Raw genomic sequence first — 26,432 nt, 5'->3', positions numbered from 1 at the left:
ATTGTGTGACACCGAACACGCAATGCCGCGAAATCGCACCTCCCCCATCGCGCCCGCCTGGCGCAATCGCCCGCCGGCACCCGGATGGCGGGCCGGGTGGTCCGCCGCTGTCGTGGTTTGACGCTTGCTGTGAAACTGCCTAGAAGGTTGGTAAGCGTCAAATAAAAAACCCGGCGGAATCAAGCCAAAGGATCGGGATGATGGCGGGCAGGTTACGCACGTTCGCTTGCGTCGCCCTGATGATGGCGGGGCTTTTCCATTTCGCGGCTCCGCCCTGCCTTGCCGCCGGTAAAAAACCGCCTTCCATCCGGATCGGACTCACCGCCGGTTTCTCGGGTCCGACCAGGGCCATGGCCCTGGAACTCTACCGGGGAGCCCTGGCCGCTTTCGCGCACCGCAACGGGGAAGGCGGCATCGGCGGCCACACCGTGGAGCTGCTCGCCGCCGACGACCGCTACGAACCCGACCCGGCCATCGAAAACATCGTCCGGTTCCTGGTCAGGGACAAGGTGCTGACCCTTTTTTCGTCGCTCGGCACGCCGACCGTGAGCCGGGAACTGCCGGTGCTGCGGGCCCATGCCAACCAGGGGGCGCGCCTTTTTTTCCCGGTTTCCGGGCTTGAGGCCTCCCGCGTGCCGCCCTACGTCCGCTACGTCTACAATCTGCGCGCCTCCTACCGCCAGGAAATCGAAGGGCTCGTCGCGGCCTTTGTCGCCCAGGGGCGCTCCCGCATCGCCATCTGCCACCAGGCCGACGCCTTCGGCCGCAGCGGCTGGGACGGCGCGCGCCGCGCCCTGGCCAAACGCGGCCTGTCGCTGTGCGGCGAGGCCACCTTCGCCCGGCTGGTCGGCGCAGGCGAGGACATGGCGCGACAGGTCGCCCTGCTCGCCGACTGCCACCCCGACGCGGTGCTCATCGTCGGCCCGGCCCCGGCCTGCGCCGCCCTGATCCGGGACCTGCGCGGCCAAGGGCTGACCATGCCGGTCGGCGTGGTCTCCTTCGCCGGCGGGGAAATCCTGTTGCGCTTCCTGACCCGCGAGGGGGAACGCTGCGGCCGAAATCTCCAGGACGGACTGGTATTGTCCCAGGTGGCGCCGGACTGGCGCGATCCGGAACTGCCCGCCTCCCGCGACTACCGGCGCGATCTGGCCGCCCTTGCCGACGCGCCGGCCCCGCCGGGGGGGTGGGACAAGCATCCGCTCGAAGGCAGCGCCACGGGATTCGAGGGCTACCTCAACGCCCGGCTGCTCATGAAGGTGCTTTCGGCCATGGCCGATCCCCTGGACCGGGCCGGGCTGGACGCGGCCGTGATCTCCCTGGGCCCCATCGACCTCGGCATCGGCGTGCCGGTCGTTTTGACCGGCCCCCACCACCAGGGCCTCGACATGGTTTATTTGTCCACCGCTTCGCGCGGCAGGCTCGTGCCGCTGACGTCCATGCGGCTCGCCGCCGGAGACTGACGCCCGTGTCGAAAATATTTCGCAGAACCCTGATCGCCGTCATCCTCGTCTTCGGCGTGGCGGCCAATGCCACGGCCCTGCTTTCGGCCTGGCTCCTGCACCGTCACCTGACCGACGAATACGTCACCAAGGGACGGGCCATCGCCATGGCCATCGCCGCCGCCAGCCCCGACGCCCTGGTGGCCGGCGACGACGCCGCCGTCCAGGCCATGATCGACGAATTTCTGCACATCGACGGCGTGGGTTACATTTTCGTGACCGACCCGAAGGGCACGGTGGTGGCCCATACCTTCGTCCCGGCCATGCCCAAGGCGCTGCTCGGCGCGAAAAGCGGCTCCGTCACCCAGACCCATCTGGACGGCATCGGCGACTACCTCCAGGTGACCGCGCCGATCCTGGCCGGCGAGGCGGGCCATGTCGGCGTCGGCATGGACAAGGTCGGCATCTGGCGCGTCATGCGCGGGGCCGTCATGCGGCAGGAAGCGCTCATGCTGGGCATGCTGGCCGTGGCCGTGCTGGTCTTCTACGCCCTGGTCGGCGGCATCACCCGCCCCCTGGTGGAACTGGCCGGCTACGCGGTCAAGATCAGGGATCACGATTTTTCGGCCAAGCCCCCCGAAACCGGCGACGACGAGGTCGGCATCCTGGCCCGGGCCATGCAGTCCATGGCCGCCCAGCTTTCCCTGCTCGTGTCCGACCTCAAACGGGCCGTGGACGACACCACCCGGGACCTGGAAGATTCCCTGGCCCACACCCGGGCCATCATCGACAATCTGGCCGACGGGCTGGTGGTCCTCGACGCCGACGCCCGCATCACCCTTTTCAATCCGGCCCTTCTGGCCATGTTCGGCAAAAAGGCCGAGGAGGTGGCCGACAAACCCGCCGCCGAGGCCTTCCCGCAAGCTCTGACCGCCTTGGCCGGGGCCTGTCCGGCCGCGAACCAGGCGACCGCGGCCGAAGTCCGCCTGGCCGACGGCCGCACGGGCAAGGCCGTGGCCACCGGCGTGCGCCTGGCCGGCGAGGAACGCCGCGCCACCATCATCCTGGTGCGCGACATCACCGTGGAGAAAGAGGTGGATCGGATGAAGACCGAGTTCATCTCCACCGTATCCCACGAGTTGCGCACACCCCTGACTTCGGTGCTCGGGTTCGCCAAGATCATCCGGCGCAAGTTCACCGACGTGGTGGCTCCGGCCCTGACCGAAGCCACGCCGAAAACCTGGCGCGGCGCGCAGCAGATCCGGGAAAACCTGGACATCATCGTGGCCGAGGGCCAGCGCCTGACCGAGCTGGTGGACGACGTGCTCGACATCGCCAAGATGGAATCCGGGCGCTGCGAATGGAACATGGCCCCGGTGTCCCTGGCCGAGACGGCGGAGCATGCCGTGCGGGCCGTGGCCGGCCTGGCCACGCGCAAAGGCATCAGCCTCGAAAACAAGCTGCCCGCACACCTGCCCCGCATCCTGGGCGACCGGGACAGGCTGATCCAGGTGTTCGTTAACCTCCTCGGCAACGCCGTGAAATTCACCGAACATGGCGCCATTGTCGTGGAAGGCTCCGTCGACGGCCCCGAAATCCGCGTCGCGGTGCGCGACTCCGGCTCCGGCATCGCGCCGGCGGACCTGGAGCGCATCTTCGAGAAATTCAAGCAGGCCGGCGACACCCTGACCGAAAAGCCCAAGGGCACCGGCCTCGGCCTGCCGATCTGCCGCCAGATCATAGAGCGCCACGGCGGGCGCATCTGGGCCGAAAGCGAACCCGGCCAGGGCAGCGTGTTCCGCTTCACCCTGCCCGTCCTGGCGGAAACCGCCGCAACACCGCCCGAGCCTGTCTGCCAGCCGGCCAAGGCGCCCGGTGACCTCGCGCCGACGGGCACGCGGCACATCCTGGTCGTCGACGACGACACCTCGGTGCGGCGCTACCTGGAAACGCTTTTCACCGACGCCGGCTACATCGTGGCCACGGCCGTCGACGGGACCGAAGCGCTGTCCCTGGCCGCGCGCTGGCAACCCAAGTGCATCACCATGGACATGCGCATGCCGGGCATGAGCGGCAAGGAATGCATCCGCCGCCTGCGCCAGGACCCGGCCACCAGCCATATCCCGGTGGTGGTGGTGTCCGTGGTCTCCAGCCGCGAGCGGGCCGAATCCGGCGCGGACGCGACGCTGGTCAAACCGGTGGACCAGGAAGCGCTTCTCGCCACCGTGCGCGGGCTGCTCGAAGGCCAGGCCCCGGGAAACTCACGCCCCTGCCTCATCCTTTCCCGCAACGGCGGCCGCGAGGTCAGCCGACGGTTCTTCATGTGCCCGGGGGAAACCACGATCCTAGGCCAGGAAGCCGAACTGTGGCGGGCCGTGGAAGGCGGCTTTCAAGGCACGATCTTCCTGCCCGCCTCGCTTGGCCACACCATGGACCTCGAACGCCTGCTCGGCTTCCCCGGCCTGCATGTCATTCTCATTCCTGATTGAGGTGTGGAAGGGTCTGGGGGAAACCCTTTCTGAAGAAAGGGTTTCCCCCAGACCCCCATCCCAAAGACTTTTAGCGGTAACGAATAATCGCTCGTTACCTACTTATATTATTATAAAATTGAGGAAGGGGAGAGCGCGAGAGGGGAGAACCCTTTTTAAAGGGTTTCCCCTCTCGCACTTCCTTTCCTTCAATAAATCATGATTCCACTGACGATGCTCAATTCGTACCGGGTCGAGGCGCAGGCGGCCTGTTGCCTGTTTCCCCGGACGGTGGCGGAGCTGGCCCGGGCGCTTGCTCCCGAGGCGGGGCAGGCCGTGCATGTGCTTGGCCACGGCTGCAACGTGATCCTGTCGCGGCCGAGCTACGACGCCACGCACCGGTTCGTGTGTCTGCGGGAGCTGGAAACGGCCATTGTCTTGGACGGGGAGCGGGTGCGGGCCGGGGCCGGGGCGCGGCTGCGCGACCTGTGCCGGGCGGCGGCCAGGCCGGCCTGTCCGGCCTGGAAAACCTGTGGGACATTCCGGGCAGCGTTGGCGGCGCGGCCTGCATGAACGCCGGGGCCTACGGGACCTCGTTTTACGATGCGGTCACGGCCGTGGAAGCGCTTTTTCCGGAGCGGGAAGGCGTGGCGAGGCTGTCCCGGGAGGATTGCGCCCCCGCCTATCGCGCCACGGCCTTCCAGGGCGGACCGGGCGTGGTCGCGGCCGTGCATCTGCGGCTTTCGCCGGACGATCCGGCCCGGATCACGGCGGCCATGGGACGCATCGGCAAGCTGCGCCGAGGCAAGCTCCCCTACGACCTGCCGAGCGCGGGCAGCGTGTTTCGCCGGCCCGAGGGCGCGCCGCCGGTCGGGGTCATCATGGAGGAGGCCGGGCTCAAAGGATTTGGCATCGGCGGGGCGCGCATCTCCCGCCGCCACGCGGGGTTCATCGTCAATGCCGGCGGCGCGACCGGGGCCGACATCCTGGCCGTCGTCGACGTCATGCGGGCCGCCGCCAGGGAACGCTACGGCGTGGAACTGAGGCTGGAGCAGGTGGTGATCTGAGCGCGCGCTATTGCAGCACCACCCACTTCTCGCCGACCTTGGTGAGCCGCAGCGTCATCTGCTTTGCCCCGCCAACGGACAGGGGACCAATGGTGGCGTCGGAAACGATGGTCACGGTCGCCCTGTAGACCCCGTCCTTGCCCTTTTCCATTTTATCCACCTGGAAGCCCTGGATATGGACGGTCTGGGACAAAAGCCCCATAAAATCGTTGCGGGCCATGGCCTCGCGAAACGCCTGCTCCACTTCGGCGTTGGTCGGCCCCCTGGAACATCCCGCCGCCACGAACAAAAAAAACGCCATGACCAAGGTGACAAGGACTCGCATACTATCCCCCGCTTCCGAGCAGTTGCCACAGTCGCGCTGAAAATGAAAGGAGCCGGGGGAGAACCTTTTTGAAAAAAGGTTCTCCCCCGGACCCCCACTCCAAAAACTTTTAACGGTTACGGAGTGCCCTCGTTACCTATCTCTATTATTATAAAATTGAGGAAAGGGAGAGCGCGAGAGGGGACAACCCTTTTTAAAGGGTTTCCCCTCTCGCACCTTCTTCTCCCCCCTTCCTATTCAAACCATTCGTCGTCTTCGTCGATGGGCGTGAAGCCGCGGCGGATGGTGTTTTCCGTCACCACGCGCGGCTCCATGAATTGCAGCAGGTAATCCGGGCCGCCGGACTTGGAGCCCACGCCCGACATCCTGGAGCCGCCGAAGGGCTGGCGGCCGACCATGGCCCCCACGCAGTTGCGGTTGAGGTAGAGGTTGCCCACGCGGAATTCCCGGCGCGCCTTTTCCAGGTGTCTGGGGCTGCGGGAATAGACGCCGCCAGTCAGGGCGAAGCGGGTGCTTGTGGCCCATTCCAGGGCCTGATCGAAGCTTTCGGCCTTCATGACGGCGAGGATCGGCCCGAAGACCTCTTCCTGGGCCAGCCGATGCTCGGGCCGGATGCCGGCGACCACGACCAGCGGGGCGTAATAGCCCGGTCCCGAGGTCTGCCGCTCCACCAGCACCTGTCCTTCCTCATGGGCGACCTGCAAGTATTCCTGGACTTTTTTCTGCTGGGCCGGATCGACCACCGGGCCCATGGCGTTTTCCGGGTCCTCGGAGGGGCCGATGCGCAGCGAACCGCAGGCCTCGGTCAGGCGCGAGACGAACTTGTCGTAGATGGAATCGACCACGATGACCCGGGAGCAGGCCGAGCACTTCTGTCCCTGGAAGCCGAAGGCCGAATAGACCACGCCCAGGATCGCCTCGTCGAGGTCGGCGTCGTCGTCGATGATGATGGCGTTCTTGCCGCCCATCTCGGCGATGACTTTCTTGCAGTAGGCTTGGCCTGGCTGCACTTTGGCCGCCTTTTCTTGGATGCGAAGCCCGGTTTCCATGGAGCCGGTAAAGGCGATGGTGCTGACTTTCGGGTGTTCGACCAGATGGTCGCCCATGACCGAGCCCCGGCCGGGACAGTAGTTGAAGACGCCGTCCGGGAGCCCGGCTTCCTTGAAGATTTCCGCCATGCCGTAGCCGGTGAGCGACGACAGGCTCGAGGGCTTGTAGACCACCGTGTTGCCGGCCACGATGGCGGCGGCGGTCATGCCCACGGAAATGGCCAGGGGGAAGTTCCAGGGCGCGATAACGGCGGTGACCCCTTTGGGCTCGTAGAAGAGGTGATTTTTCTCGCCGGGCTCCCGGCCCATGCGCTTGGGGCTGCCCAGGCGCACGGCCTCGCGGGCGTAGTATTCCAGGAAGTCGATGGCCTCGCCCACGTCGTTGTAGGCCTGGCCCCACTGCTTGCCGACCTCGAGCACCTGGGTCGCGGACAGGGCCACGATGTCGCGCCGGGCAATGGCGGCGGCCTTCAGGATGATCGCGGCGCGCTCCTTGGCCGACGTGTCGCGCCAGGCCGGAAAGGCGGCCTCGGCGGCGTCTATGGCCGCGTCCACCTCGGCCGTGCCGGCCTGGCAGACGCTCGCCAGGACCTCGCCCGGATCGGCCGGATTGACGGTGGGGATGCGGTCGTCGGTTTCCACGGACTTGCCGCCGATACGAAGCGGCAGCACGCGGCCGGCTTCCCCGCGCACCTGGGCGATGGCCTCGGGAAAGGCCTTGCGCAGCTCGGCCACGGTGAAATCGGCCAGGGGTTCGTTGCGGAAGGCGGTCAGGCCGTCGATGGACGCCTTTTCGGCGGGCTTTGGCGGCGCGGCCGCCAGTTCGCGCTCCAGGGTCAGCTGGGGATTTTCCAGCAGCCGGTCCTCGGCCTCGCCGTCGGCGAAGCTGAGGCGCAAAAACGACTCGTTGGCCGTGTTTTCCAGCAGCCGGCGCACCAGATAGGCCATGCCCGGAAGCAGTTCGCCGTAGGGGCAGTAGAGCCGCACCCGGCCGGCCACCTTGAGCAGGCCCTTGCGCACGGGCTCGGCCATGCCGTAAAGCGCCTGGAATTCATAGCGGTTTTCCGGGATCTGCAACTCCGCCGCCGTCTCCATGACGTTGGAGATGGTGCGGATGTTGTGGGAGGCGCACTGGAAATAGACGAGGTCGCTGTTTTCGAGGATCAGCCGGGCCAGTTTCTCGTGGGCGATGTCGGACTCGGGCTTGCGCGTCCAGACCGGCACCGGCCAGCCCATCTGCTTGGCGATGACCGTCTCGTAGTCCCAGTACGCGCCCTTGACCAGCCGCAGGCCGAAGGGCAGGCCCTCGGCCCGGCCCCAGGCGATGAGGTCCTTGATGTCGTGCTCGGTCTCGCGCATGTAGGCCTGGAGCACGATGGAAAGATAGGGATAATCGCGAAATTCCGACTCGCCGCGCAGGCGTTTGAACAGCTCGATGGTGATGTCCTTGTACTTGAGCTGCTCCATGTCGATGCACATGGCCCCGCCCATGGCCATGATCTTGCGGTAGACCGGCCGCATGCGGGCGAGGATGCCTTCCACCGAGCCCTCGAAATCCATGGGGCTGGCCTGGGAAAAAAGGGCCGACGGCTTGATCGAGGCGTTAACCTTGGGCGCGCTGCCCCAGTCGAGGCCCTCCGTGCCCGCGCCGAACGGCTTCCAGGACTTCTGCTCGGCGGCAATGGCGTCGAGGACTTCCAGGTAGCCGTCGCGGTAGGCGTCGGACTCCAGCTCCGAGACCGTGGCCTCGCCGAGCAGGTCCACGGTGAAGGCGAAGCCGTCCTTGCGGATTTTGCTTAAATTCTTGACCGCTTCCTTGGTCTGCTCGCCCACGATGAACTGGCGGGCCATGCCCTCGATGTTGGAGCGGATGGCCTTGCCCATGAGCTTGGCCGCGACGCCCCCGAACAGGCCGGACTTTTCCGCGCCCCACTTGAGCACGGCCGGAATGTCTCCGGCCTCGCCCCCGGCGAAATATTCCTCGATGTGGCGCGACAGATTTCCGGAAGTGGTCAGGTAGGGCAGGACGTCCACGAACCGGAACAACTGCACCTTGAAGCCTTCGTTCTTCATGGCCCAGTCCATGACCTTGCCGGTCCAGAAGCCCTTGTTGAAAATCGAAGGCGACTCGCCGCGGATGCTGGCGAAAAAGGCCTTGCCGCGCTGGCGGATGGCCTCGTCGAGTTGGGGATTCATTTTTCCTCTCCGGATGCGGGTGGGTTGGCAAGGGGCAGCGCCCCGGTTTCCTTGACGGTTTGCAGCACCACCGTGGTATTGGTGTCGCGCACGGTGGAAAGCCTGCCGATAACCTTGAGCAACTCGGCCAGGGAACGGGTGTCCGGAGCCCGGACCTTGATCAGGTAGGCGGCCGTGCCGGCCACGTAGTGGACTTCCTGGACCCCGGGCACGGCGGCCAGTTGCTGGCCGGTGTCGATGGCGCCCACGGGTTCCTCGGTCTTGACGAAGGTGAACGCCGTCAGGTCCAATTCCACGGCGGAAGGATCGATGCGGGCCTCGTAGCCGACGATGACGCCTTTTCGCTCGAGCTTGCGCACCCGCTCCAGCACCGCCGAGGGAGCCATGGAAACGGCCCGGGCAATATCGGCGTTGGAGGTGCGGGCATTGTCTTGAAGGATCATCAAAATTCGGCGGTCGATTTCGTCGATCATTCTCGTCTTCTCCTGATATGAAGTAAAAAATTCGATTTAACCATGTCTGTCAAGCGGTTTCTTCGGTTTTTCATCCAACGAGGGCCATTACAAGGAGGAAAGGAAAACATGACGCCATTGCGACGGGTTGCGGCCTTTCTGGCCGCAACGATGTTCTGGGCCGGACTGGCCTTTGCCGGCGGGGATTTCTCGCTGACCATCCTGCACACCAACGACATCCACGCCCATCTGGCCTCGTTCGACGCGCTGGGGGCGTTTTGCTCCAAGGAGAAGGATGCGGCCGGCAAATGCCAGGGCGGCACGGCCCGGCTGGCCACGGCCGTCGGCCGGGAGCGCGCCAAGGGAGGCAATACGCTGCTGCTGGACGCCGGCGACCAGTTCCAGGGCACGCTTTTTTTCACCAAGTACAAGGGACAGGCCTGCGCCTTTTTCATGGACCGGCTCGGCTATGACGCCATGGCCGTGGGCAACCATGAATTCGACGACGGCCCGGCCACTCTGGCGAATTTTATTCGGGCGCTCAAGTTCCCGATTCTGGCCGCCAATGTCGACGCCACACGTTCGCCGCAATTGAAGGGACTTATCGCGCCGTACGTCGTTCGGGAGGTGGCCGGCCGCAGGATGGGCATCATCGGCGCCACCCAGCCCAAGGCGGCCCAGATTTCCAGTCCCGGACCGGACATCGCCTTTCCGGCCATCGTGCCGGCCGTCAAAAACGCCGTGGCCGCCTTGCGGGAAAAAGGCGTGGACATCGTGATCCTGCTGTCCCACGCCGGGCTCTCCGGCGACAAGAAGCTCGCGGCCAAGGTGGCCGGGCTCGACGTCATCGTCGGCGGCCACAGCCATGTGCTTTTAGGCAACGGCTACCCCGAGGCCGTGGGACCGTGCCCGCTGGCCATCGACGCCCCGGACGGCGGCAAGACGTACATCGTCACCGCCGGCTACTGGGGCCGCTATCTCGGCGTGTTGCATGTGGATTTCGACGCGGCCGGAAAGGTGACCCGGGCGACGGGCAATCCGGTGCGCCTGGACGCGGCCGTGCCCGAGGAGCCGGCCACCCTGGCCGAGGTCGACCGCTTCGGCAAACCCCTCGAGGCGTTTCGGGCCAAGGTGCTGGGCAAAAGCGACGGCCCGATCGGCGCGGCCATGTGCCGCCAGGAGGAATGCGCAGGCGGCGACCTCATGGCCGAGGCCATGCTCGCCGGAGGGCGCTCGCGCGGGGCCGTGGCCGCGATTTTTAACGGCGGCGGCGTGCGGGCCGGCATGGACGCGGGAGAGATCACCCTGGGCGATCTGCTCACCGCCTACCCCTTCCCCAACACCCTGGTCGTGCTCACCCTGACCGGCGAGGACCTACTCGCCGTGCTGGAACACGGCGTATCGGCCGTGGGGCTCCACGAAGGCAGCGGCCGGTTTCCCCAGGTGGCCGGCATCCGCTTCGCGCTCGACATCACCAAGCCGGCCGGCAAACGCATCAGCGCCGTGTCCGTGGCCGACGCCGTCGAACATTTCGCGCCGCTCGATCCCAAGGCCGCATACCGGCTGGCGATCAGCGACTACATGGCCCGGGGCGGCGACGGCTACAGCATCTTCAAAACAAAGGGCCAGGACGTGGACGGCGACGGCGATCCGCTGGCCGACCTGCTGGCCCGCTACATCACCACCCACTCGCCTCTGTCCCTCAAACCGGACGGCCGTATTGGGCAGTAAGAGGAGGGAGGAGGGATGGAAAGAGGGTGCGAGAGGGGAAACCCTTTAAAAAGGGTTCTCCCCTCTCGCGCTCTCCCCTTCCTAAATTTTCTAACGATACGAGCTTGTCACAGATAACACACCAGTATCGTTAAAAGTCTTTGGAAGGGGGCCCGGGGGGAGAACCTTTCTTCAGAAAGGTTTCCCCCCGGTTCCTATTTACTATCCACACAATTTTTTAGTGATCTCGGCGGTATGGCGGCCCTGGAACCGGGCGGCGTCCAGTTCGTTTTCCGTGGGCATGCGGGAACCGTCGCCGGCGGCGATGGTGGACGCGCCGTAGGGCGTGCCGCCCGTGATCTCGTCCACGCGCATCTGCCCGGCGTAGGCGTAGGGCAGGCCCACCACGATCATGCCCTGGTGGAGCAGCGTCTGGATAAACGACATCAGCGTGGTTTCCTGGCCGCCATGCTGGGTGGCGGTGGAACAGAACACGCCGCCTGGCTTGCCGACCAGCCCCCCGCGCATCCAGATCTGGCCCGTGGCGTCGAGAAACTGGCGCATCTGGCCGCACATATTGCCGAACCGGGTCGGCGTACCGAACATGATGGCGTCGGCCTGCTCCAGCTCCTCCAGGGTGCACACCGGCACGGTGGACAGGGTTTTCTGGGCATCGACGGCGTGCATTTTTTCGATGACCTCGGGCGTCAGGGTTTCCGGCACCCGGCGCAAGGTGGCCGTCACGCCCTCCACCTGATGCACGCCCTCGGCCACGGCCTGGGCCATGGCCGCCACGTGGCCGTACAATGAATAGTAAACGATCAGCACGTTCATACTGCAGTGCTCCGTTTGCGGGTTGATGACGTTCCATTTTCTACGTCGACCGATGGAAAAGGGCAAGGGATCGAAGCGCCCGCCGCGGCCCTTGCCGCCCACCCGGATTTGCCCTAAGGGTCGGGAACCGGGACGCACCGCATTTTGACAAGCCAACAGGCCGCATTCACGGGCTTTTTCAATCACCTTCAGGCCCCGTCCCGGAACACCGGCTCATGCAGACAGCACTGACCTGCCTTCGCGCCGTGGCCGACGCCTACGGCCTGCCCTTCGACGCGGCCGGCGCGGCGGACCGCTTTGGCCTTGGCGATGCCGAACCGGGCACGGACACCCTGCTGGCCATGGCCGCCTCGGTGGGGCTTCGCGCCCGGGCCGCCGCCATGGACGTGGCGGAAATGGCCGCGCTGGCCCGGTTTCCCCTCATCGCCCGGCTGGGCAACGGCAATTCCGTGGTGGTGCTCGGCGTGCGCGAGGCTGAGGACGGACCGCTCGTGCGCGTGGCCGATCCGCTGGCCCGCACGGCCGGCTCCTTCGAGGTCGACGCGGCAAGCTTCGACCGCAGCCACGGCGGCGAGGTGATCCTGGCCGAACCGCGCCTGGGGCAATCCGGGCTTCGCGGGCTGGCCATGATCGCCCGGCACCACGGCCTGGCCCTTTCCCATGACGGGCTGGCCCATACCCATGGGGGCGCCGCCGCCGAGCCCGATCCGGAGAAACTGGCCGCCATCGCGGTCAAGGAAGGGCTCAAGGCCGAACTGCGCCGGCTTTCCCCGGACGAATTTCTCGAACTCGGCGGCGCGTTTCCGCTCCTGGCTGTGCGGCGCGACGGGTCCATGCTGGTGGTGGCCGGCTGCCGGCGCGACGCCTCGGGCGCCCTCATGGACGTGGTCGACCCGACCCGGCTGCCGGTTGCGCGCGAGGCCGTGCCGCTTGGCCGGTTCGCCGAGGACTTCGACGGCCGCGTCATCCTCGTCAAACGCCCCCACAAGCTCACCGACGAGAACCAACCCTTCGGCTTCGGCTGGTTCGTGCCGGAAATCCTACGCCAGCGAAAGGAATTCACCGACGCGGTCATCGCGGCGGTCATGCTCTACATCCTGGCGCTGGCCATGCCGATCTATTTCCAGATCGTCATCGACAAGGTGCTCACCCATCGGGGCATGGCCACGCTCCAGGTCTTGAGCCTCGGGATGCTGGTGGCGTTGGCCTTCGAGGCGGGGTTCACCTACCTGCGGGGCATTTTGGTGCTCCACGCGGCGGCGCGCATCGACGTGCGAGTGGCCTCACGCACGTTCGCCAAACTCACCTCCCTGCCGCTGCGGTTTTTCGGCCAAAGCCGGGTGGGCGTGCTCATCCAGCACATGCAGCAGGCCGACAAGATTCGGGAATTTTTAAGCGGCAAGCTGTTTTTCACCCTGCTCGACGGGCTGGCCCTGTTCGTCTTCATCCCGGTCCTTTTTTTCTACAGCGTGGAGCTCACCTTCCTGGTCCTTGGCCTGAGCATTGCCCTCGGCCTGTTTCTGGCCATTATCATCCCGGTGCTGCGCCGTCGGCTGCTGACACTCTACAAGGCCGAGGGCGAGCGGCAATCGTTTCTGGTGGAGACGATCCGGGGCATGGAAACGGTCAAGGCGCTTTCCCTCGAGCCCACGCGGCGCCGGGGGTTCGAGGACGCGGCGGCCAGGGCCGTGGCCATGCGTTTCACCGTGGGGCGCATCGGCAACGCGGCCACGGCCGGGGTCGGGTTCCTGGAAAAAGTCATGATGCTGTGCATCCCCTGGATCGGCGTCTACCTCGTCTTCGACGGCAGCCTGACGGTCGGGGCGCTCATCGCCTTCCAGATGCTGTCCGGCCGCGTCACCCAGCCGCTGGTGCAGATCGTTTCCCTGCTCCAGGAATACCAGGAAAAGGGGCTGGCCGTGCGGATGCTCGCCGCCATCATGAACGAACCGCCGGAGCGGACCGGCTCGGGCGAGGGCGTGCGGCCGCGTCTGGCCGGCGAGGTGGTCTTCGACGCCGTGACCTTCCGCTACGGCTTCGACGCCGCCACTCCGGCCGCCCTGGCCAATGTCAGCGTGCGCTTCCCGGCCGGGCGCATCATCGGCGTGGCCGGGCGTAGCGGCTCGGGAAAATCGACCCTGGCCCGGCTGATCCAGGGACTTTACGCGCCGAGCGAGGGCGGCATCCGCCTGGACGGCCACGACATGCGCGAGCTCGATCTGGCCCACGCGCGCCGCCAGATCGGGGTGGTGCTCCAAGACAGCTTTCTTTTCACGGGCACGGTGCGCGACAACATCGCCATGGCCAAGTCGTCGGCCAGCATGGACGAGGTGGTCTGGGCGGCGCGGCTTTCCGGGGCCGAGGAATTCATCCGCAAGCTGCCGCGCGGCTACGATACCGAACTCGAGGAAAACGGCACCAACCTGTCCGGCGGCCAGAAGCAGCGGCTGGCCATCGCCCGGGCGCTTTTGACCAACCCGCGCATCCTGATCCTCGACGAGGCGACATCCGCCCTGGACGCGGAATCGGAAGCCATCGTGCAGGACAACATGGCCCGCATCGGCCGCGACCGCACCACCATCGTCATCAGCCACCGGCTGTCGATGCTGGCCGGGGCGGATGCCATCTTGGTGCTCGACGCGGGCAAGGTGGCCGATTATGGAACCCACGGCGAGTTGCTTTCCCGGTGCGCCATCTACCGCGACCTGTGGAACAGCCAGAACCGGCATGTGATGCACATGCCCGCCACCAACTAACACGCCCCCTTTACAAGTTTCTGGGGGGAGGGGCGCGGGGAGGGGACCTCTTTTCAAAGAGGTCCCCTCCCCGCTCTCCTGGAGTAGTATTCATGCCCATTGCCATCATCGGTGGCGGGCTGGCCGGGTGCGAGTGCGCGTTGGCGCTCGCCCGGGCCGGCGTCGCGTCCACGATTTTCGAATGCAAGCCGGCGCATTTCTCTCCGGCCCATGTGAGCCCCGGCCTGGCCGAGCTGGTCTGTTCCAATTCCTTGCGCTCCGACGAGCCGGTCACGGCGGTCGGGCTGCTCAAGGTCGAGATGGCGGCCCTCGGGAGCGCCGTGATCGCCGTGGCCCGCGAGACGGCGGTGCCGGCGGGCAAGGCGCTGGCCGTGGACCGGGAGAACTTCTCGGCGGCCATGACCGCGCGCATCGAAAACGAGCCGCTGGTGACGCTTGTGCGCCGCGAGATCATGAGCCTGTCCGATCCGGCCCTGGCCGGGTTCGAAGCGGTGGTGGTCGCGGCCGGCCCCCTGGCTACGGATCGGCTGGCCACGAGCCTTCACGAGGCCATCGGTGGGGAGAGCCTGTATTTCTACGACGCCATCGCGCCCATCGTGACCACCGAGTCCGTGGACATGGAGCAGGCGTTCTGGCAGTCGCGCTGGCAGGAGGGCGAAGGGGACTACTGCAACTGCCCCCTCGACGAGGCCCAGTACAAGGCGTTCGTGGCCGAGCTTGTGGCCGCGCGCAAGGTGCCGAGCCGCGAGTTCGAAAAGGAGCTGCATTTCGAAGGCTGCCTGCCCATCGAGGCCATGGCCGAGCGCGGCGAGCGCACGCTGGCCTTCGGTCCCATGAAGCCGATCGGGCTGACCGACCCGAAAACGGGCCGGCGGCCCTATGCCGTGGTGCAGTTGCGCCCGGAAAACGTGGCCAAGAGCACGCTGAACCTGGTCGGGTTCCAGACCAAGCTTGTCTACGGCGAGCAGGAACGGATATTCCGCATGATCCCGGCGCTGCATGCGGCCGAATTCACCCGGCTCGGCAGCATCCACCGCAACACCTTCGTCAACGCGCCGCGGGTCTTAAACGACCGGCTGGAGCTGCTCGCCCGGCCGGGGACGTATCTGGCCGGCCAGATCACGGGCGTGGAAGGCTATGTGGAGTCGGCGGCCTGCGGCCTGTGGCTTGGGGTGCAGCTTGGGGCGCGGCTTGGCCGGGGCGTGGAGATTGCCCCGCCGCCGGTGGTGACGGCGCTTGGGGCGCTCCTGGGCCATCTGCGCACGCCGGCCAAGAAATTCCAGCCGAGCAACGTCAATTTCGGGCTCACGCCGCCGCTCGAGGAGCGCATGAAAAAGGCCAACCGGAAGCTGGCCTATCCCCAGCGGGCCGGGGAAGCGTGGGACAACTGGTTCCCGGCCTTGCCCGAATAAGCGTCCCCCCCCCCGCCCCCCCGGTCCCAACGACCTGACGGCTCCCCTCCCACCGGATTTCCCGAGAAGGGAAAAATCTTTCGTCACGCCTTGTCGTCACCCCAGCCAGACGCTATAGATAGACAAAAGCCCGCTTTCCCATCTCGATCCATTTATTTTATTGATGGGAAAACCTTGGAGGTCCGACATGCCGGAAGAAGCTGTCATTGGTTGCGCCAGGCCGACTGGCGGCGTCGTCAACAAAGCAACAGAAGCCGAAACCGTCAAAACACCCGTGGGAGAAACTGCATCACAGGGGGAACATACAATGATCGCTGTTGGAAAATCCGCGCCGGACTTTGCCGCACCGGCTTTTTTCGACGGGGAGTTCGTTACGGTCCATCTCTCGGAATATCTCGGCAAATGGGTCGTTCTTTGCTTCTACCCGGGCGATTTCACTTTCGTCTGAGCGACCGAAATTTCGGCGGTCGCCGAACAACATGCCCAATTCGAAAAACTCGGCGCACAGGTCCTTTCCATGAGCACCGACAGCGTGTTCGTCCACAAGATCTGGGTCGAGCACGAACTGTCGAAAATGGTCACGGCAAAAAAGATTCCCTTCCCCATGCTCGCCGATGCGGCGGGAAACGTCGGCAAAATTTTCGGCGTCTATGACGAGGACGCCGGAGTGGATGTCCGGGGCAGATTCCTCATCGACCCCGATGGCGTCGTGCAGGCCTTCGAGGTGCTCGCCCCGCCTGTCGGCCGGCATGTGAGCGAGTCGTTGCGGCAGATCGAGGCCTTCCAGCTCGTCCGCGAAAGCAAGGGGACCAAGGCGACGCCGTCGGGCTGGTGCCCGGGCAAGCCCGTGCTGCGTCCAGGCCCCGACCTCGTCGGACGCGTCTGGGAAAACTGGAACGTCAAAAACGGCTGCGATTAGGCGATGGCGGGGAAGAGCCAGGGGAAACCTTTCTTGCGGAAAAGCTCTCCCCCCCAGGCCCCGTCCAAAAACTTTTTAACGATAACAACTTGTCACCGTTAAAAGTTCTGAAAAGGAAAAACGCGGGAGGGGGAACATTTTCAAAAAGTGTTCCCCCTCCCGCGTCGGCTTTCCTTAACTTTTGCGCCGCTGCACGGCCAGCCCGACCAAAATCAGCACCAGTCCGACGAGGGTGGACGGCAGGATCTCCTCGCCCACGAAAACGTGGATCAGCACCAGCGATAAAAACGGCGACAGGAAAATGAGGTTGGCCACGCGTGCGGCGTTGGCCGCGCATTTAAGCGCCGTCAGCCAGGTGACGAAGGCCAGCCCCATCTCGAAAACGCCCACGTAGGCCGCGCCGCCAAGCCCGGCCAGCGATCCCGGAAACGGATCGGAAAAGCACAACACCGCCAGAAGCGTCAGCGGCAGGCTGCACAGGAAATTGGCCAGCAGCCCCACCACCGGGTCCCGATCGTCCCTGGTCCCGGCGATCCAATAGAGCGCCCAGATGACCGTGGAGGCGAGCGCCAGGATCACCCCGGACGGGCTGGCGAAACGCATGCCGGCAATGTCGCCGTGGGTGGCGATGACCACCACGCCGCTGTAGCTCACCACCAGCGCCAGCAGATCCCGGCCCCACAGCTTCTGGCCAAGAAGCGGCACGGCCAGAAGCGACAGGGTGATGGCCCAGGTGTAGTTGAGCGGCTGGGCCTCCTGGGCCGGCAGCAGGTCGTAGGCGGCGAAAAGAATCGTGTAGTAGAGAAAGGGGTTGAGCGCCCCCAGGGCGAAGGAACGCCGCCACTGGGCCCGCGAAAGCCGCGCCAGCCCCCCGAGATGCCCCTGGACGGCCAGGGTCGCGGCCAGCACCAGGCAGGAGGACAGGCTGGCGTAAAGCAGCAGTTGCAGCGGGCTCAAGTGCGCCAGGGACAGCTTGAAGGCCGTGGCCACCGTGGACCACATGGCGACCGTGGCCAGGCCGTACCGGGTGGCTTTTTTCTGATCGGGCATGCCTTGTCCTTTGTCCGCGCAGGGTGCGGGTGTCGCGGCCGCGATCGGGATGACGCTTTTTTTTGATGCCAACAGGCTGAAATGAATATTTTTCGAGTGAGCCATAGCAAGGCCGGTCGGGAAAACCAAGGCCTTTCCAACCACTACAGTTGACAATTCCCCCAAAGCCCGTATTTTGAGGTGTTGGCGTTAGCCGGCCTAGAGGTGATGTCCCTGACGACGAGGAGAACGCTGCAAGCCCGTCGCCCCATTTTCCGGACGCTCCCCCCGGCCGCCCCGCCACTTGCCCCGATCTTCCGATCCAGACGCGGCCCGCAGCCCCCGTTTCTCGATTCCATGATCGCCGCCGCGCGACATTCTCGGCGTGGCTACACGTTCTTGCCAAAGGATATCCTTTTGAGCTTCGACTCTTTTTGCCTGCATCCGACACTTTGCGCCAACATCGCCCGCATAGGCTACGAAACCCCGACCCCCATCCAGACCGAAGCCATCCCCCACGTGGCCGCCGGCCGTGACCTCATGGGCCTGGCGCAGACCGGCACCGGCAAGACCGCCGCCTTCCTGCTGCCCATCATCCACCGGCTCATGACCACCAAGCCGGAAAAACGGGGCGTGCGCGCGCTCATCCTCGCCCCCACCCGCGAGCTGGCCGAACAGATCTACCGCGCCGGCGTCGACCTCGGCCGGGGCACCCGCCTTCGCGCCTCCGTCATCTACGGCGGCGTGGGCATGTTTCCCCAGGTCCGCGCCCTGCGCCAGGGCCTGGACCTCGTGGTGGCCTGCCCCGGACGTCTGCTCGACCATATGAACCAGGGCAACGTCCGCTTCGACGCTCTGGAAACCCTCGTCCTCGACGAAGCCGACCACATGTTCGACATGGGCTTTCTGCCCGACTTGCGGCGCATCCTGGCCGCGGTGCCGGAGAAGCGGCAGACCCTGCTCTTTTCGGCCACCATGCCCGCGGCCATCGCCGGGCTGGCCGGCGAGACGCTGACCGACCCGGTCACGGTGCGCATCGGCCACCTGGCCCCGCTCTCCACGGTGGAGCACGCCATCTACCCCGTGTCCTCGGCCCAGAAGACGCCGCTTTTGCTCCATCTGCTCGGCGAGGCCGGCAAGGAATCGGTGATCGTCTTCACCCGCACCAAGCACCGGGCCAAAAACCTGGCCCAGCAGCTGTGCCGGGCCGGACACAAGGCCACCTGCCTGCAGGGGAACCTGTCCCAGCGCCAGCGCCAGATCGCCATGGACGGCTTCCGCCGCGGAACCTTCCAGGTGCTCGTGGCCACGGACATCGCCGCCCGGGGCATCGACGTGTCCCAGGTGTCCCACGTGGTCAACTACGACATCCCGGACACCCCCGAGGCCTATACCCACCGCATCGGCCGCACCGGCCGGGCCGAACGCGACGGCCAGGCCCACACCTTCGTCACCGGCGAGGACATGAGCATGGTGCGCGCCATCGAGCGCCACATGAAAAAGCCCCTGCCCAGACGCTCGGTGGAAGGCTTCGAGCCCGATCCCCAGGAGTTTCGCCGTTCGTCCGCGCCGGCGCGCACGCCCTACCGGGGCCGTCAGGGCGGTTTCGGCGGCGCGTCCCGTTATGCCGGCGCGGGTCCCCGCCGCCAAGGCGACGGGCCCCGCTCCGATCGACGCACTGACGGACGCGGCAACACCGAACGTCCCCGCGACGACCGCCAGCACGCCGCCCGGCCGCGTCAGGGCGCAAGCGGCGACCAGCCTCGTTTCAACTACGACGCGCCGGCCAATGACGCCCCGCGTCAGGGCGACCACCGCCCCCGCCGCCACGTCCAGGCCGACGCCACGGCGGCCTAGGCAGGAGGGTGCCGGTGCCTCCGGCGGCCAGGGGGAAACTTTTTAAAAAAAGTTTTCCCCTGGACCCCCTTCAAAAACTTGTAAGGGGGGTGAGGGGAATTCCTGCGTCCTGTTGGAACAAGAACAGGACGGGAGCATGAATGTCCCCGTCGAGCCGGAAAGGACTTTCGCCATGGCCCGCGTGTCCGTAAAAGGGGAAGTTGTTCCGGAGAGGAAAAGACTTCCGCCAATATGGGCCGCGTGACCTGGGCCGGGGGGAAGGGGAGCGGACGCGAAGGCGTATTCTTCAAATATGCGCCGTGCGCGGCCGCTCCCCTTCCCCCCGGCCGACCAACTCGAAAAAATCTCGAACTGCGTGTGCAACAAGAGAGCAAACGCCGTACCGGTTTCCCGGGGCGGCGTTTTTTCATGTCAATCATGGACATCGGGCGGCGGCTGCGGCACATCCCATGGACCGGGCAAGGCCCGGGGCTATGAGGGGAAGATGCGGGAAAGCCGGCCATGAGCAGCCACAAACAGTATCGCCTGAACCTCGATCGCATCGAGGAGTCGTTGCGCGACGTGATGGCCAACTTCGACGAGGTCAACGAAACGCTGCTCATGCGGCGCGAACCGCTCACCGAGCAACACATCGGCAACCTGCTCGAGGGCTATTCCTACGTGGACTGGCTGCTGGAGGAAGGGCAGGAGCTTTTCTCCCCCAACGGCCTCGACCATATCCTGGAACTCAACCACATCGTCTTGTGCGGCATCGACGACCGGGTGCGCATGGAATACGGCCCGCATTTGCTCGAAACCCGCCGCCGCTTCGCCGAGGGCATCGACGAGATCGCCGACTGGTACGAGCGCAAACGGCACAAGTCCGCCTACAAACGGGCCGCCGGGGTGTACGTGCTCTCGGTCAGCCAGCCCCAGCTTTTCCTCGAAGGCAACCACCGCACCGGGGCCCTGGTCGCCAGTTACATCCTGGTCCAGGAGGGGCTGCCACCCTTCGTGCTGACCCGCGACAACGCCACGGCCTACTTCAACCCCTCCACCCTGATCAAATACCGGCACAAGGAAAAATTCCTGGATCGCCAGTATTACCTGAAGAAATACCGCAAGGAACTCCAGAAATTCTTCGAGGAGACGCTGGACAAGCGCTTCCGCCTGGCCATCCGCCTGGACAAGGACGGGAAGGACTAGCAAAAGACGCTGGGGGGAAAACGTTGTCTTACGAAAAGTTCCCCCCCCAGTCCCCCCATTCCAAGGCTATTAACGATTACAAAGGGTTTCCCCGCCCGCATCGCCTTGCTCCACATGCCCGGCGGCCGGCTTGGCGGCCGCCACTTGCGGCGTCACATCCCGCGCTTCCATGGCGGACCGGAAATCCCGCACCGCCTTGCCCAGGTCGTGACCCACGTTGGCCAGTTTGCCCGGCCCGAAAATGATGAGGACCACGCCGAGGATAAGCAGCAAATGGATGGGTTCGAACAGCCCTGCGAACATGATGACGCCTCCTTTTTTCTTTTCATACCATAAAAGTCTCCTCCCAACCTTTCCCGTCCATGACAATCCGGCAAGCCGGGCGGAGATCATGGCGGCAATAGCCCGGAGCAGCCGTCCGCGTCTGTCGCCTCCCCGACCCGCCATGCCGCGAAACAGACAAATCGCCGCCACGCCGAACCTCTGGCCGAAACCCGCCGCTTGCGGTAGAAAGCCCCCCTATGGACGCGACATCTTCCGCCCCGGTGCTCGAGGTGACCGGGGCACGCAAGCATTTCGGCGAGTTCACGGCCGTTGACGGGGTGAGCTTTTCCGTGGCCCACGGCGAATGCTTCGGCCTGCTCGGGCCAAATGGCGCGGGCAAGACCACCACCATCCGCATGATCTACGGATTCTCGCCCTTAAGCGGCGGGTCCATCCGCGTCTTCGGCCTGGATGTGGCCACGGCCTTTCGCCGCATCCGGGCCCGCCTCGGCGTGTGCCAGCAGGCCAACACCCTGGACCCGGACTTAAGCGTGCTCGAAAACCTGCTCGTTTTCGCCGCCTACTTCCGCATCCCCAAAGGGGAGGCGCTCTCCCGGGCCGAATCGCTGCTGGCCTTTTTCGCCCTGGAAGGAAAAAAGCGCCTCAGTTACGAGGAGCTTTCCGGCGGCATGGCCAGACGGCTCATGCTCGCCCGGGCCATCATCAACAAGCCGGATCTGCTCATCCTCGACGAACCGACCACCGGCCTCGACCCCCAGTCGCGAAACACGCTCTGGGACCGGCTGCTCGACCTCAAGCGCCAGGGGCTCACCATTTTGCTGACCACCCACGCCATGGAGGAGGCCGAGCGCTTCTGCGACAGGCTGTGCATCGTCGACCACGGCCGGGTGACGACCGAGGGCGATCCGCGCGGGCTCATCCTCGCCCATGCCGGCCGGCAGGTACTGGAAGTGGAATCGCCCGGCGAGGATTTTATCGCTGCCATGACCGGCGAGGGCTGGCGCTTCGACCGGTCGGGCCGCCGGCTTTTGGTTTACGGCGAGGACCGGGCCGCCCTGCTCGCCTTGCGCGAGCGTTTTTGCCCGGAGCTGGGCATGTTGCGCCCGGCCACTCTTGAGGACGTGTTTTTGCGCCTGACCGGCAGGGAGCTTCGGGAATGACGGCCGACGCCCGCTTCACAAGCCTTTTTTGGACGGTCTGGCGGCGCAATCTGCTGGTCTATCGCCGCATCTGGGCGATAAACTTCCTGCCGCCGCTGCTGGAGCCGCTTTTTTACCTGCTCGCCTTCGGCGTCGGTTTCGCCGGGCTGGTGACCGACGTGACCTGGCACGGGGAACCCCTGGGCTTCATCCGGTTTTTCGCCCCGGCGCTCATTGCGGCCACGGCCATGTGGCAGGCCTTCATGGAAACGACCTACTCCTCGTTCGTGCGCATGTTCTACCAGAAGACCTACGACGCGCTCCTCGCCACGCCACTGTCCCTGGAGGAGATCATCGTGGCCGAGATCGTCTGGGGCGCGACCCGTTCGGTCATCGCCGCCACGCTCATGCTCGCGGTCGTGGCCGGACTCGGCTACGCCCCGAGCTGGCAGGCCCTGGTCTCCCTGCCCGTCGCCGTCCTCGGCGGCCTGGCCTTCGGGGCCATGGGCATGGCCGTAACCAGCGTCACGGGCTCCATCGACATGTTCAACATTCCGATCTTCCTGGTCATCACGCCCATGTTCCTTTTTTCCGGAACCTTTTTTCCCGTCGACGCCCTGCCCGCCTGGGCCGCCCATATCGCCGCCGTCCTGCCGCTCTATCATTTGGCCGAGCTGGTCCGGGCCGCCTGCCTGGGCCGTCTAAACGCCGCATCCCTGGTCCACGCCCTGGTCCTGGCCGCGTTCTTCCTGGCCTTCCTGCCCCTGGCCCTGGCTGGCATGCGCCGCCGGCTCATTCGGTAATCTCCCGGGCAAAGGCTGCGCCCCTGCCTCAGCGCGTCCGACCGGAAAATGCCGGCCCGGGCATCCCTGGCTTCCGCGCGCCTCTCAATATTCGCGTCGATCATCCGATGGCGCCCCCCTCAAGCAGCTCAAGGAGCTTCAGGCCGCATCCGCTCCCGACGAGGAAAAACAGGCCCGGCAAATGCCGCTCGAAACCCAACTGGTCCAGCTCAAGCTCGAATACGCCAAGGCGAAAAACAAAACGGGCGATGCGGGGTCAGGCGACGACGACGTCGCCGGCGTCTTCAACGCGGCGCTCCAGGCCGTTTCGGCCCGGGCTGGTTGACAAGCGCCCCGGGGGAGCTTACAGCCCAACCAACACGGAAACCCTTTTGAGGAAAAAATGGACGACCCGTACAGTAGTTGTTGCAATAACCATACGGTGTTGCAGATTCTTTTGAGATAACGTCTCCCGCCGACTCGGTCCGCGCCGACGCCTGCCCTCCCGTCCGGGAACAGGTCGCCTCCGCCAGCCCCGCCGGATGGGCGGCGGCAAAGGAGGCGCCCGATGAAAGCATTCTTCATCCGGTCACGTCATATCGCCTCGCGGCCCCGTTACCGCGCCTGTCGTCTCGGGCATGCGCAACTCTTTCCCTGTTCCCGCAGGCTGTGCGCCGTTTCCGGCGGCGCCGCCCAGGAACCTCCCTCATCAAGCCCCCAGCCCTTTGCGTAGGGCCCTGGGCGAATAGCGCCCGCTGACAGATTCCCTCATCCGCGCATCATGTCCGCCGGCCGCGTGCCGCCGGGCATAAAAATGCATGTGTCGCGCCCGTCGCGCACGCGTGCTGCCCATGAGGAGGCTTGCCATGAGCGAAGTCTACATCAGCTCCGTGCTGGGGCGTCCCGTCATCGATCCGACCGGCGCGGCCCTCGGCCGCCTGGACGACCTGCGCCTGGTCCCGGGCGACTCCCTGCCCGTGGTCACCGGGCTTTTCATCCGCGAAGGCCATGAGCGCCGCTTCCTGCCCTGGAGCGCGATCAACCTCTTCACCCCGGTGGTGGTCTCGGCCGACCCGGACGTGGCCGGTCACGCCGACGTCCATCTGGCCGATTCCCCGGACATCCGCCTGCGCCGCGACATCCTCGACCGTCAGATCGTGGACGTCGACGGGGCCAAGGTGGTGCGGGTCAACGACCTGAAACTCGTCACCCGCGGCGCGAACCTGCTTTTGGCCGCCGTGGACGTGGGCCTTCGCGGCATGGCCAGAAGGCTCGGCATGCTGCGCTTCTGGAACCGGCTGGCCGGACTTTTCGGCACGAGCCTGCCCGTACGCGAAATCGACTGGCGCTACGTGGCCCAGCTCGACCCCAATGCCGACCGGCTCACCCTGACCGTGGCCCGTGAGCGCTTAACCGACATGCACCCGGCCGACATCGCCGAGATCCTGGCCCAACTTCCCCACAAGGAGGCCGGGGCCATGCTCGGCGCCCTCGACCCCGAGACCCTGGGCGAGACCATGGGCGAGCTCGACCCCGAACTCGGGGTCAAGGTCATAAGCCAGCTCGACAGCGAGCGGGCCTCGGACATCCTGGAGGAGATGGAGCCCCACGAGGCGGCCGACCTGCTCGGCGACCTGCCCGAGGAAAAGGCCAGGGAACTACTCGGCCTCATGGATGCCGAGGACGCCGAGATGGTCCAGGAGCTCCTGGAGCACGAGGAGGACACGGCCGGCGGCCTCATGAACAACCTCTTCGCCTCCGTGCCCCCGGCCATGACCGCCGAGGAGGCCATAAGCTACGTCCGGCTCGTCGGGGCCGAGGTCGACAACGTCTACTACGTCTACGTCATCCGGGGCGACGAGACCCCGCTTGGCGTGGTCACCCTCAAGCGGCTGCTTCTGGCCCCGCCCAAGACCCCCGTGGCCGAGATCATGACCGTGGGGCTCAAGGCCGTCACGGTCGATGCCACGCCCCATGACGTCATGGAGATCATCGCCAAGTACAACCTGCTCGCCGTGCCCGTGCTCGACGACGCCGGGCACATGGCCGGCATCGTGCCGGCCGACGACGTGCTGGAGATGTTTCTGCCCGAATCCGTGACCCGGAAGCGTTTCGCCGCGCTGTAGGCCGCGGCCCGCCCAAGAGGATTGCATCATGACCGCTTCCGATCTCGTCTCGCCATTCAAAAAACTCTCACGCCGCAACATATTGATGTTTTTGGCTATTCTCGGACCTGGCATCATCACGGCCAACGTGGACAACGACGCCGGCGGCATCACCACCTATTCCCTGGCCGGCGCCCAGTACGGCTACTCGCTTTTGTGGATGCTCATCCCCACCACCATCTCGCTGGTGGTGGTGCAGGAGATGTGCGCCCGCATGGGCGCGGTCACGGGCAAGGGACTGTCCGACCTCATCCGGGAGTCGTTTGGCCTGCGCACCACGTTTTACATCATGATCGCGCTGTTTCTGACCAACCTCGGCAACACCATCTCGGAATTCGCCGGCATCGCCGCCGGCATGGAGATTTTCGGCGTCTCCAAGTTCATTTCCGTGCCCATCGCCGCGGTCCTGGTCTGGCTGCTCATCGTCAAGGGCTCATACCGCATCGTGGAGCGCGTCTTTCTGGTCGCCTGCGTGATCTACCTGGCCTATCCCCTGGCGGCGCTTTCCGCCGACGTGCCCTGGCTCGAGGTGGCCAAGGCGTCGGTGACGCCGAGCTTTCGGGCCGACGGCGGCTACGTGGCCATGATGATCGGCCTGGTCGGCACGACCATCGCCCCCTGGATGCAGTTCTACCAGCAGGCGGCCGTGGTGGAAAAAGGGATCACCGCCGAGAAATACGGCTACACGCGCCTGGACGTCATTTTCGGCTGCCTGTTCGCCGTGGCCGTGGCCCTTTTCATCATGGTGTCCTGCGCCGCCTCGATCTTCGGCCAGGGGCTGCCCATCGAGACCGCCGCCGACGCGGCCAAGGCCCTGGAGCCGCTGGTCGGCAAGTACGCCTCGGGACTCTTCGCGGTGGGGCTCATCAACGCCTCGCTTTTCGCCGCCGGCGTCCTGCCGCTGTCCACGGCCTACTACATCTGCGAGGCCATGGGCTGGGAACTCGGCATCGACAAGGACTTCCGCAAGGCGCCGCAGTTCTTCTGGCTTTTCACCATCAGCATCGTGATCGGGGCGCTCACCATCCTCCTCCCGGGCATGCCGCTTCTGGCCGTGATGTACGTCTCGCAGGTCATAAACGGCGTGGTGCTGCCCTTCGTGCTCATCCTGATGCTGCTCCTGATCAACGACAAGCGGCTGATGGGGAAATTCGTCAACGGCCCGGTCTTCAACACCGTGGCCTGGGTGACGGTGGCCGGGCTCATCGGGCTCACGGCCCTGATGACCCTGGACACCATCGTCCCCGGGGCCATCGCCTCCATGGTGAAACTCGTGACAGGGTAGAGAGGAACTGGGGGGAACCCTTTCTGTAGAAAGGGTTCCCCCCAGTTCCTCTCTACCCTGTCACGAGTTTCACCATGG

21 protein-coding genes are annotated in these 26,432 nt (G+C 65.6%); 15 read left to right on the top strand and 6 right to left on the bottom strand.

The window, feature by feature from the left end; translation table 11 throughout:
- Nucleotides 1–200: 200 nt before the first annotated feature.
- The 4 genes from ACMZ6R_RS13290 to ACMZ6R_RS13275 all read left to right on the top strand — a co-directional run bounded on the left by ACMZ6R_RS13290 (nucleotide 201) and on the right by ACMZ6R_RS13275 (nucleotide 4,974).
- The gene (locus ACMZ6R_RS13290) at nucleotides 201–1,460 is read left to right on the top strand and encodes an ABC transporter substrate-binding protein (RefSeq protein WP_416112212.1); all 1,260 of its coding nucleotides are present in this window, start codon (nucleotides 201–203) and stop codon (nucleotides 1,458–1,460) included.
- A 5-nt stretch (nucleotides 1,461–1,465) separates the two neighbouring features.
- Entirely contained in the window at nucleotides 1,466–3,928 is a 2,463-nt protein-coding gene (locus tag ACMZ6R_RS13285) for an ATP-binding protein (RefSeq protein WP_416112210.1), read from the top strand.
- A gap of 198 nt (nucleotides 3,929–4,126) precedes the next feature.
- On the top strand, nucleotides 4,127–4,480 hold the full coding sequence (locus ACMZ6R_RS13280) for a hypothetical protein (RefSeq protein WP_416112208.1): 354 nt from the start codon (nucleotides 4,127–4,129) through the stop codon (nucleotides 4,478–4,480).
- Nucleotides 4,396–4,974: a UDP-N-acetylmuramate dehydrogenase gene (locus ACMZ6R_RS13275; RefSeq protein WP_416112206.1), complete on the top strand. Its 579-nt coding sequence runs from the start codon at nucleotides 4,396–4,398 to the stop codon at nucleotides 4,972–4,974. The genes ACMZ6R_RS13280 and ACMZ6R_RS13275 overlap by 85 nt, the downstream gene beginning before the upstream one ends.
- 7 nt (nucleotides 4,975–4,981) lie before the next feature.
- Here ACMZ6R_RS13275 and ACMZ6R_RS13270 read toward each other — a convergent pair whose 3' ends face one another.
- The 3 genes from ACMZ6R_RS13270 to ACMZ6R_RS13260 form a co-directional block, all read right to left on the bottom strand.
- A complete protein-coding gene (locus ACMZ6R_RS13270) occupies nucleotides 4,982–5,299 on the bottom strand; it encodes a hypothetical protein (RefSeq protein WP_416112204.1) in 318 nt (105 codons plus the stop codon).
- Between the two features lie 233 nt (nucleotides 5,300–5,532).
- Nucleotides 5,533–8,544, bottom strand: coding sequence for an L-glutamate gamma-semialdehyde dehydrogenase (pruA, locus tag ACMZ6R_RS13265; RefSeq protein WP_416112202.1), 3,012 nt, complete (start codon nucleotides 8,542–8,544; stop codon nucleotides 5,533–5,535).
- Nucleotides 8,541–9,017 carry an Lrp/AsnC family transcriptional regulator gene (locus ACMZ6R_RS13260; RefSeq protein WP_416112200.1) on the bottom strand — a complete coding sequence of 159 codons (477 nt, stop codon included), beginning with the start codon at nucleotides 9,015–9,017 and terminating at the stop codon, nucleotides 8,541–8,543. The genes pruA and ACMZ6R_RS13260 overlap by 4 nt, the downstream gene beginning before the upstream one ends.
- Before the next feature lie 108 nt (nucleotides 9,018–9,125).
- Here ACMZ6R_RS13260 and ACMZ6R_RS13255 point away from each other — a divergent pair, with 108 nt between their 5' ends.
- Nucleotides 9,126–10,727, top strand: a complete 1,602-nt coding sequence (locus ACMZ6R_RS13255) for a bifunctional metallophosphatase/5'-nucleotidase (RefSeq protein WP_416112198.1) — start codon at nucleotides 9,126–9,128, stop codon at nucleotides 10,725–10,727.
- 201 nt (nucleotides 10,728–10,928) lie between these two features.
- Here ACMZ6R_RS13255 and wrbA read toward each other — a convergent pair whose 3' ends face one another.
- Nucleotides 10,929–11,540, bottom strand: a complete 612-nt coding sequence (gene wrbA, locus ACMZ6R_RS13250) for an NAD(P)H:quinone oxidoreductase (RefSeq protein ID WP_416112196.1) — start codon at nucleotides 11,538–11,540, stop codon at nucleotides 10,929–10,931.
- A 215-nt stretch (nucleotides 11,541–11,755) separates the two neighbouring features.
- On the opposite strand from wrbA, the gene ACMZ6R_RS13245 reads away from it, so the two are divergent.
- The 3 genes from ACMZ6R_RS13245 (at nucleotide 11,756) to prxU (ending at nucleotide 16,627) form a co-directional block, all read left to right on the top strand.
- The gene (locus ACMZ6R_RS13245; protein ID WP_416112194.1) at nucleotides 11,756–14,296 is read left to right on the top strand and encodes an ABC transporter transmembrane domain-containing protein; all 2,541 of its coding nucleotides are present in this window, start codon (nucleotides 11,756–11,758) and stop codon (nucleotides 14,294–14,296) included.
- 92 nt (nucleotides 14,297–14,388) lie between these two features.
- Complete coding sequence (gene trmFO, locus ACMZ6R_RS13240; RefSeq protein ID WP_416112192.1) at nucleotides 14,389–15,708, top strand: methylenetetrahydrofolate--tRNA-(uracil(54)-C(5))-methyltransferase (FADH(2)-oxidizing) TrmFO; 1,320 nt, start codon at nucleotides 14,389–14,391, stop codon at nucleotides 15,706–15,708.
- Nucleotides 15,709–15,895: 187 nt separating this feature from the next.
- Nucleotides 15,896–16,627 (top strand): thioredoxin-dependent peroxiredoxin, encoded by a 732-nt coding sequence (gene prxU / locus ACMZ6R_RS13235; protein WP_416112190.1) that lies wholly within the window; start codon nucleotides 15,896–15,898, stop codon nucleotides 16,625–16,627.
- Between the two features lie 174 nt (nucleotides 16,628–16,801).
- On the opposite strand, the gene ACMZ6R_RS13230 is transcribed toward prxU, so the two are convergent.
- Nucleotides 16,802–17,677: a DMT family transporter gene (locus ACMZ6R_RS13230; protein ID WP_416112188.1), complete on the bottom strand. Its 876-nt coding sequence runs from the start codon at nucleotides 17,675–17,677 to the stop codon at nucleotides 16,802–16,804.
- Between the two features lie 396 nt (nucleotides 17,678–18,073).
- Here ACMZ6R_RS13230 and ACMZ6R_RS13225 point away from each other — a divergent pair, with 396 nt between their 5' ends.
- The gene (locus ACMZ6R_RS13225; RefSeq protein ID WP_416112186.1) at nucleotides 18,074–19,513 is read left to right on the top strand and encodes a DEAD/DEAH box helicase; all 1,440 of its coding nucleotides are present in this window, start codon (nucleotides 18,074–18,076) and stop codon (nucleotides 19,511–19,513) included.
- A 501-nt stretch (nucleotides 19,514–20,014) separates the two neighbouring features.
- Nucleotides 20,015–20,698: a hypothetical protein gene (locus ACMZ6R_RS13220; RefSeq protein WP_416112184.1), complete on the top strand. Its 684-nt coding sequence runs from the start codon at nucleotides 20,015–20,017 to the stop codon at nucleotides 20,696–20,698.
- A 69-nt stretch (nucleotides 20,699–20,767) separates the two neighbouring features.
- On the opposite strand, the gene tatA is transcribed toward ACMZ6R_RS13220, so the two are convergent.
- The gene (gene tatA, locus ACMZ6R_RS13215) at nucleotides 20,768–21,001 is read right to left on the bottom strand and encodes a twin-arginine translocase TatA/TatE family subunit (RefSeq protein WP_416112182.1); all 234 of its coding nucleotides are present in this window, start codon (nucleotides 20,999–21,001) and stop codon (nucleotides 20,768–20,770) included.
- Between the two features lie 218 nt (nucleotides 21,002–21,219).
- On the opposite strand from tatA, the gene ACMZ6R_RS13210 reads away from it, so the two are divergent.
- The 5 genes from ACMZ6R_RS13210 (at nucleotide 21,220) to ACMZ6R_RS13190 (ending at nucleotide 26,354) form a co-directional block, all read left to right on the top strand.
- The gene (locus ACMZ6R_RS13210) at nucleotides 21,220–22,143 is read left to right on the top strand and encodes an ATP-binding cassette domain-containing protein (protein WP_416112180.1); all 924 of its coding nucleotides are present in this window, start codon (nucleotides 21,220–21,222) and stop codon (nucleotides 22,141–22,143) included.
- Entirely contained in the window at nucleotides 22,140–22,925 is a 786-nt protein-coding gene (locus ACMZ6R_RS13205) for an ABC transporter permease (RefSeq protein WP_416112178.1), read from the top strand. The genes ACMZ6R_RS13210 and ACMZ6R_RS13205 overlap by 4 nt, the downstream gene beginning before the upstream one ends.
- Before the next feature lie 181 nt (nucleotides 22,926–23,106).
- Nucleotides 23,107–23,250: a hypothetical protein gene (locus ACMZ6R_RS13200; RefSeq protein WP_416112176.1), complete on the top strand. Its 144-nt coding sequence runs from the start codon at nucleotides 23,107–23,109 to the stop codon at nucleotides 23,248–23,250.
- A 520-nt stretch (nucleotides 23,251–23,770) separates the two neighbouring features.
- Nucleotides 23,771–25,030 carry a magnesium transporter MgtE N-terminal domain-containing protein gene (locus tag ACMZ6R_RS13195; RefSeq protein ID WP_416112174.1) on the top strand — a complete coding sequence of 420 codons (1,260 nt, stop codon included), beginning with the start codon at nucleotides 23,771–23,773 and terminating at the stop codon, nucleotides 25,028–25,030.
- Between the two features lie 28 nt (nucleotides 25,031–25,058).
- Complete coding sequence (locus ACMZ6R_RS13190; RefSeq protein WP_416112172.1) at nucleotides 25,059–26,354, top strand: Nramp family divalent metal transporter; 1,296 nt, start codon at nucleotides 25,059–25,061, stop codon at nucleotides 26,352–26,354.
- Nucleotides 26,355–26,432 lie beyond the last annotated feature (78 nt).

It is taken from the genome of Solidesulfovibrio sp. C21, assembly GCF_047785625.1.
In the GTDB taxonomy this organism is placed as follows: domain Bacteria; phylum Desulfobacterota; class Desulfovibrionia; order Desulfovibrionales; family Desulfovibrionaceae; genus Solidesulfovibrio.
This window is presented reverse-complemented; position numbering and strand designations above follow the sequence as displayed.

What these genes read in the sequence shown, in the direction of transcription:
- ACMZ6R_RS13290 (WP_416112212.1), top strand. Translation starts at nt 201, where the DNA reads ATGGCGGGCAGGTTACGCACGTTCGCTTGCGTCGCCCTGATGATGGCG.
- ACMZ6R_RS13280 (WP_416112208.1), top strand. Translation starts at nt 4,127, where the DNA reads ATGATTCCACTGACGATGCTCAATTCGTACCGGGTCGAGGCGCAGGCG.
- ACMZ6R_RS13270 (WP_416112204.1), bottom strand. Translation starts at nt 5,299, where the DNA reads ATGCGAGTCCTTGTCACCTTGGTCATGGCGTTTTTTTTGTTCGTGGCG.
- pruA (WP_416112202.1), bottom strand. Translation starts at nt 8,544, where the DNA reads ATGAATCCCCAACTCGACGAGGCCATCCGCCAGCGCGGCAAGGCCTTT.
- ACMZ6R_RS13260 (WP_416112200.1), bottom strand. Translation starts at nt 9,017, where the DNA reads ATGATCGACGAAATCGACCGCCGAATTTTGATGATCCTTCAAGACAAT.
- ACMZ6R_RS13255 (WP_416112198.1), top strand. Translation starts at nt 9,126, where the DNA reads ATGACGCCATTGCGACGGGTTGCGGCCTTTCTGGCCGCAACGATGTTC.
- wrbA (WP_416112196.1), bottom strand. Translation starts at nt 11,540, where the DNA reads ATGAACGTGCTGATCGTTTACTATTCATTGTACGGCCACGTGGCGGCC.
- ACMZ6R_RS13245 (WP_416112194.1), top strand. Translation starts at nt 11,756, where the DNA reads ATGCAGACAGCACTGACCTGCCTTCGCGCCGTGGCCGACGCCTACGGC.
- trmFO (WP_416112192.1), top strand. Translation starts at nt 14,389, where the DNA reads ATGCCCATTGCCATCATCGGTGGCGGGCTGGCCGGGTGCGAGTGCGCG.
- ACMZ6R_RS13230 (WP_416112188.1), bottom strand. Translation starts at nt 17,677, where the DNA reads ATGCCCGATCAGAAAAAAGCCACCCGGTACGGCCTGGCCACGGTCGCC.
- ACMZ6R_RS13220 (WP_416112184.1), top strand. Translation starts at nt 20,015, where the DNA reads ATGAGCAGCCACAAACAGTATCGCCTGAACCTCGATCGCATCGAGGAG.
- tatA (WP_416112182.1), bottom strand. Translation starts at nt 21,001, where the DNA reads ATGTTCGCAGGGCTGTTCGAACCCATCCATTTGCTGCTTATCCTCGGC.
- ACMZ6R_RS13210 (WP_416112180.1), top strand. Translation starts at nt 21,220, where the DNA reads ATGGACGCGACATCTTCCGCCCCGGTGCTCGAGGTGACCGGGGCACGC.
- ACMZ6R_RS13205 (WP_416112178.1), top strand. Translation starts at nt 22,140, where the DNA reads ATGACGGCCGACGCCCGCTTCACAAGCCTTTTTTGGACGGTCTGGCGG.
- ACMZ6R_RS13200 (WP_416112176.1), top strand. Translation starts at nt 23,107, where the DNA reads ATGCCGCTCGAAACCCAACTGGTCCAGCTCAAGCTCGAATACGCCAAG.
- ACMZ6R_RS13195 (WP_416112174.1), top strand. Translation starts at nt 23,771, where the DNA reads ATGAGCGAAGTCTACATCAGCTCCGTGCTGGGGCGTCCCGTCATCGAT.
- ACMZ6R_RS13190 (WP_416112172.1), top strand. Translation starts at nt 25,059, where the DNA reads ATGACCGCTTCCGATCTCGTCTCGCCATTCAAAAAACTCTCACGCCGC.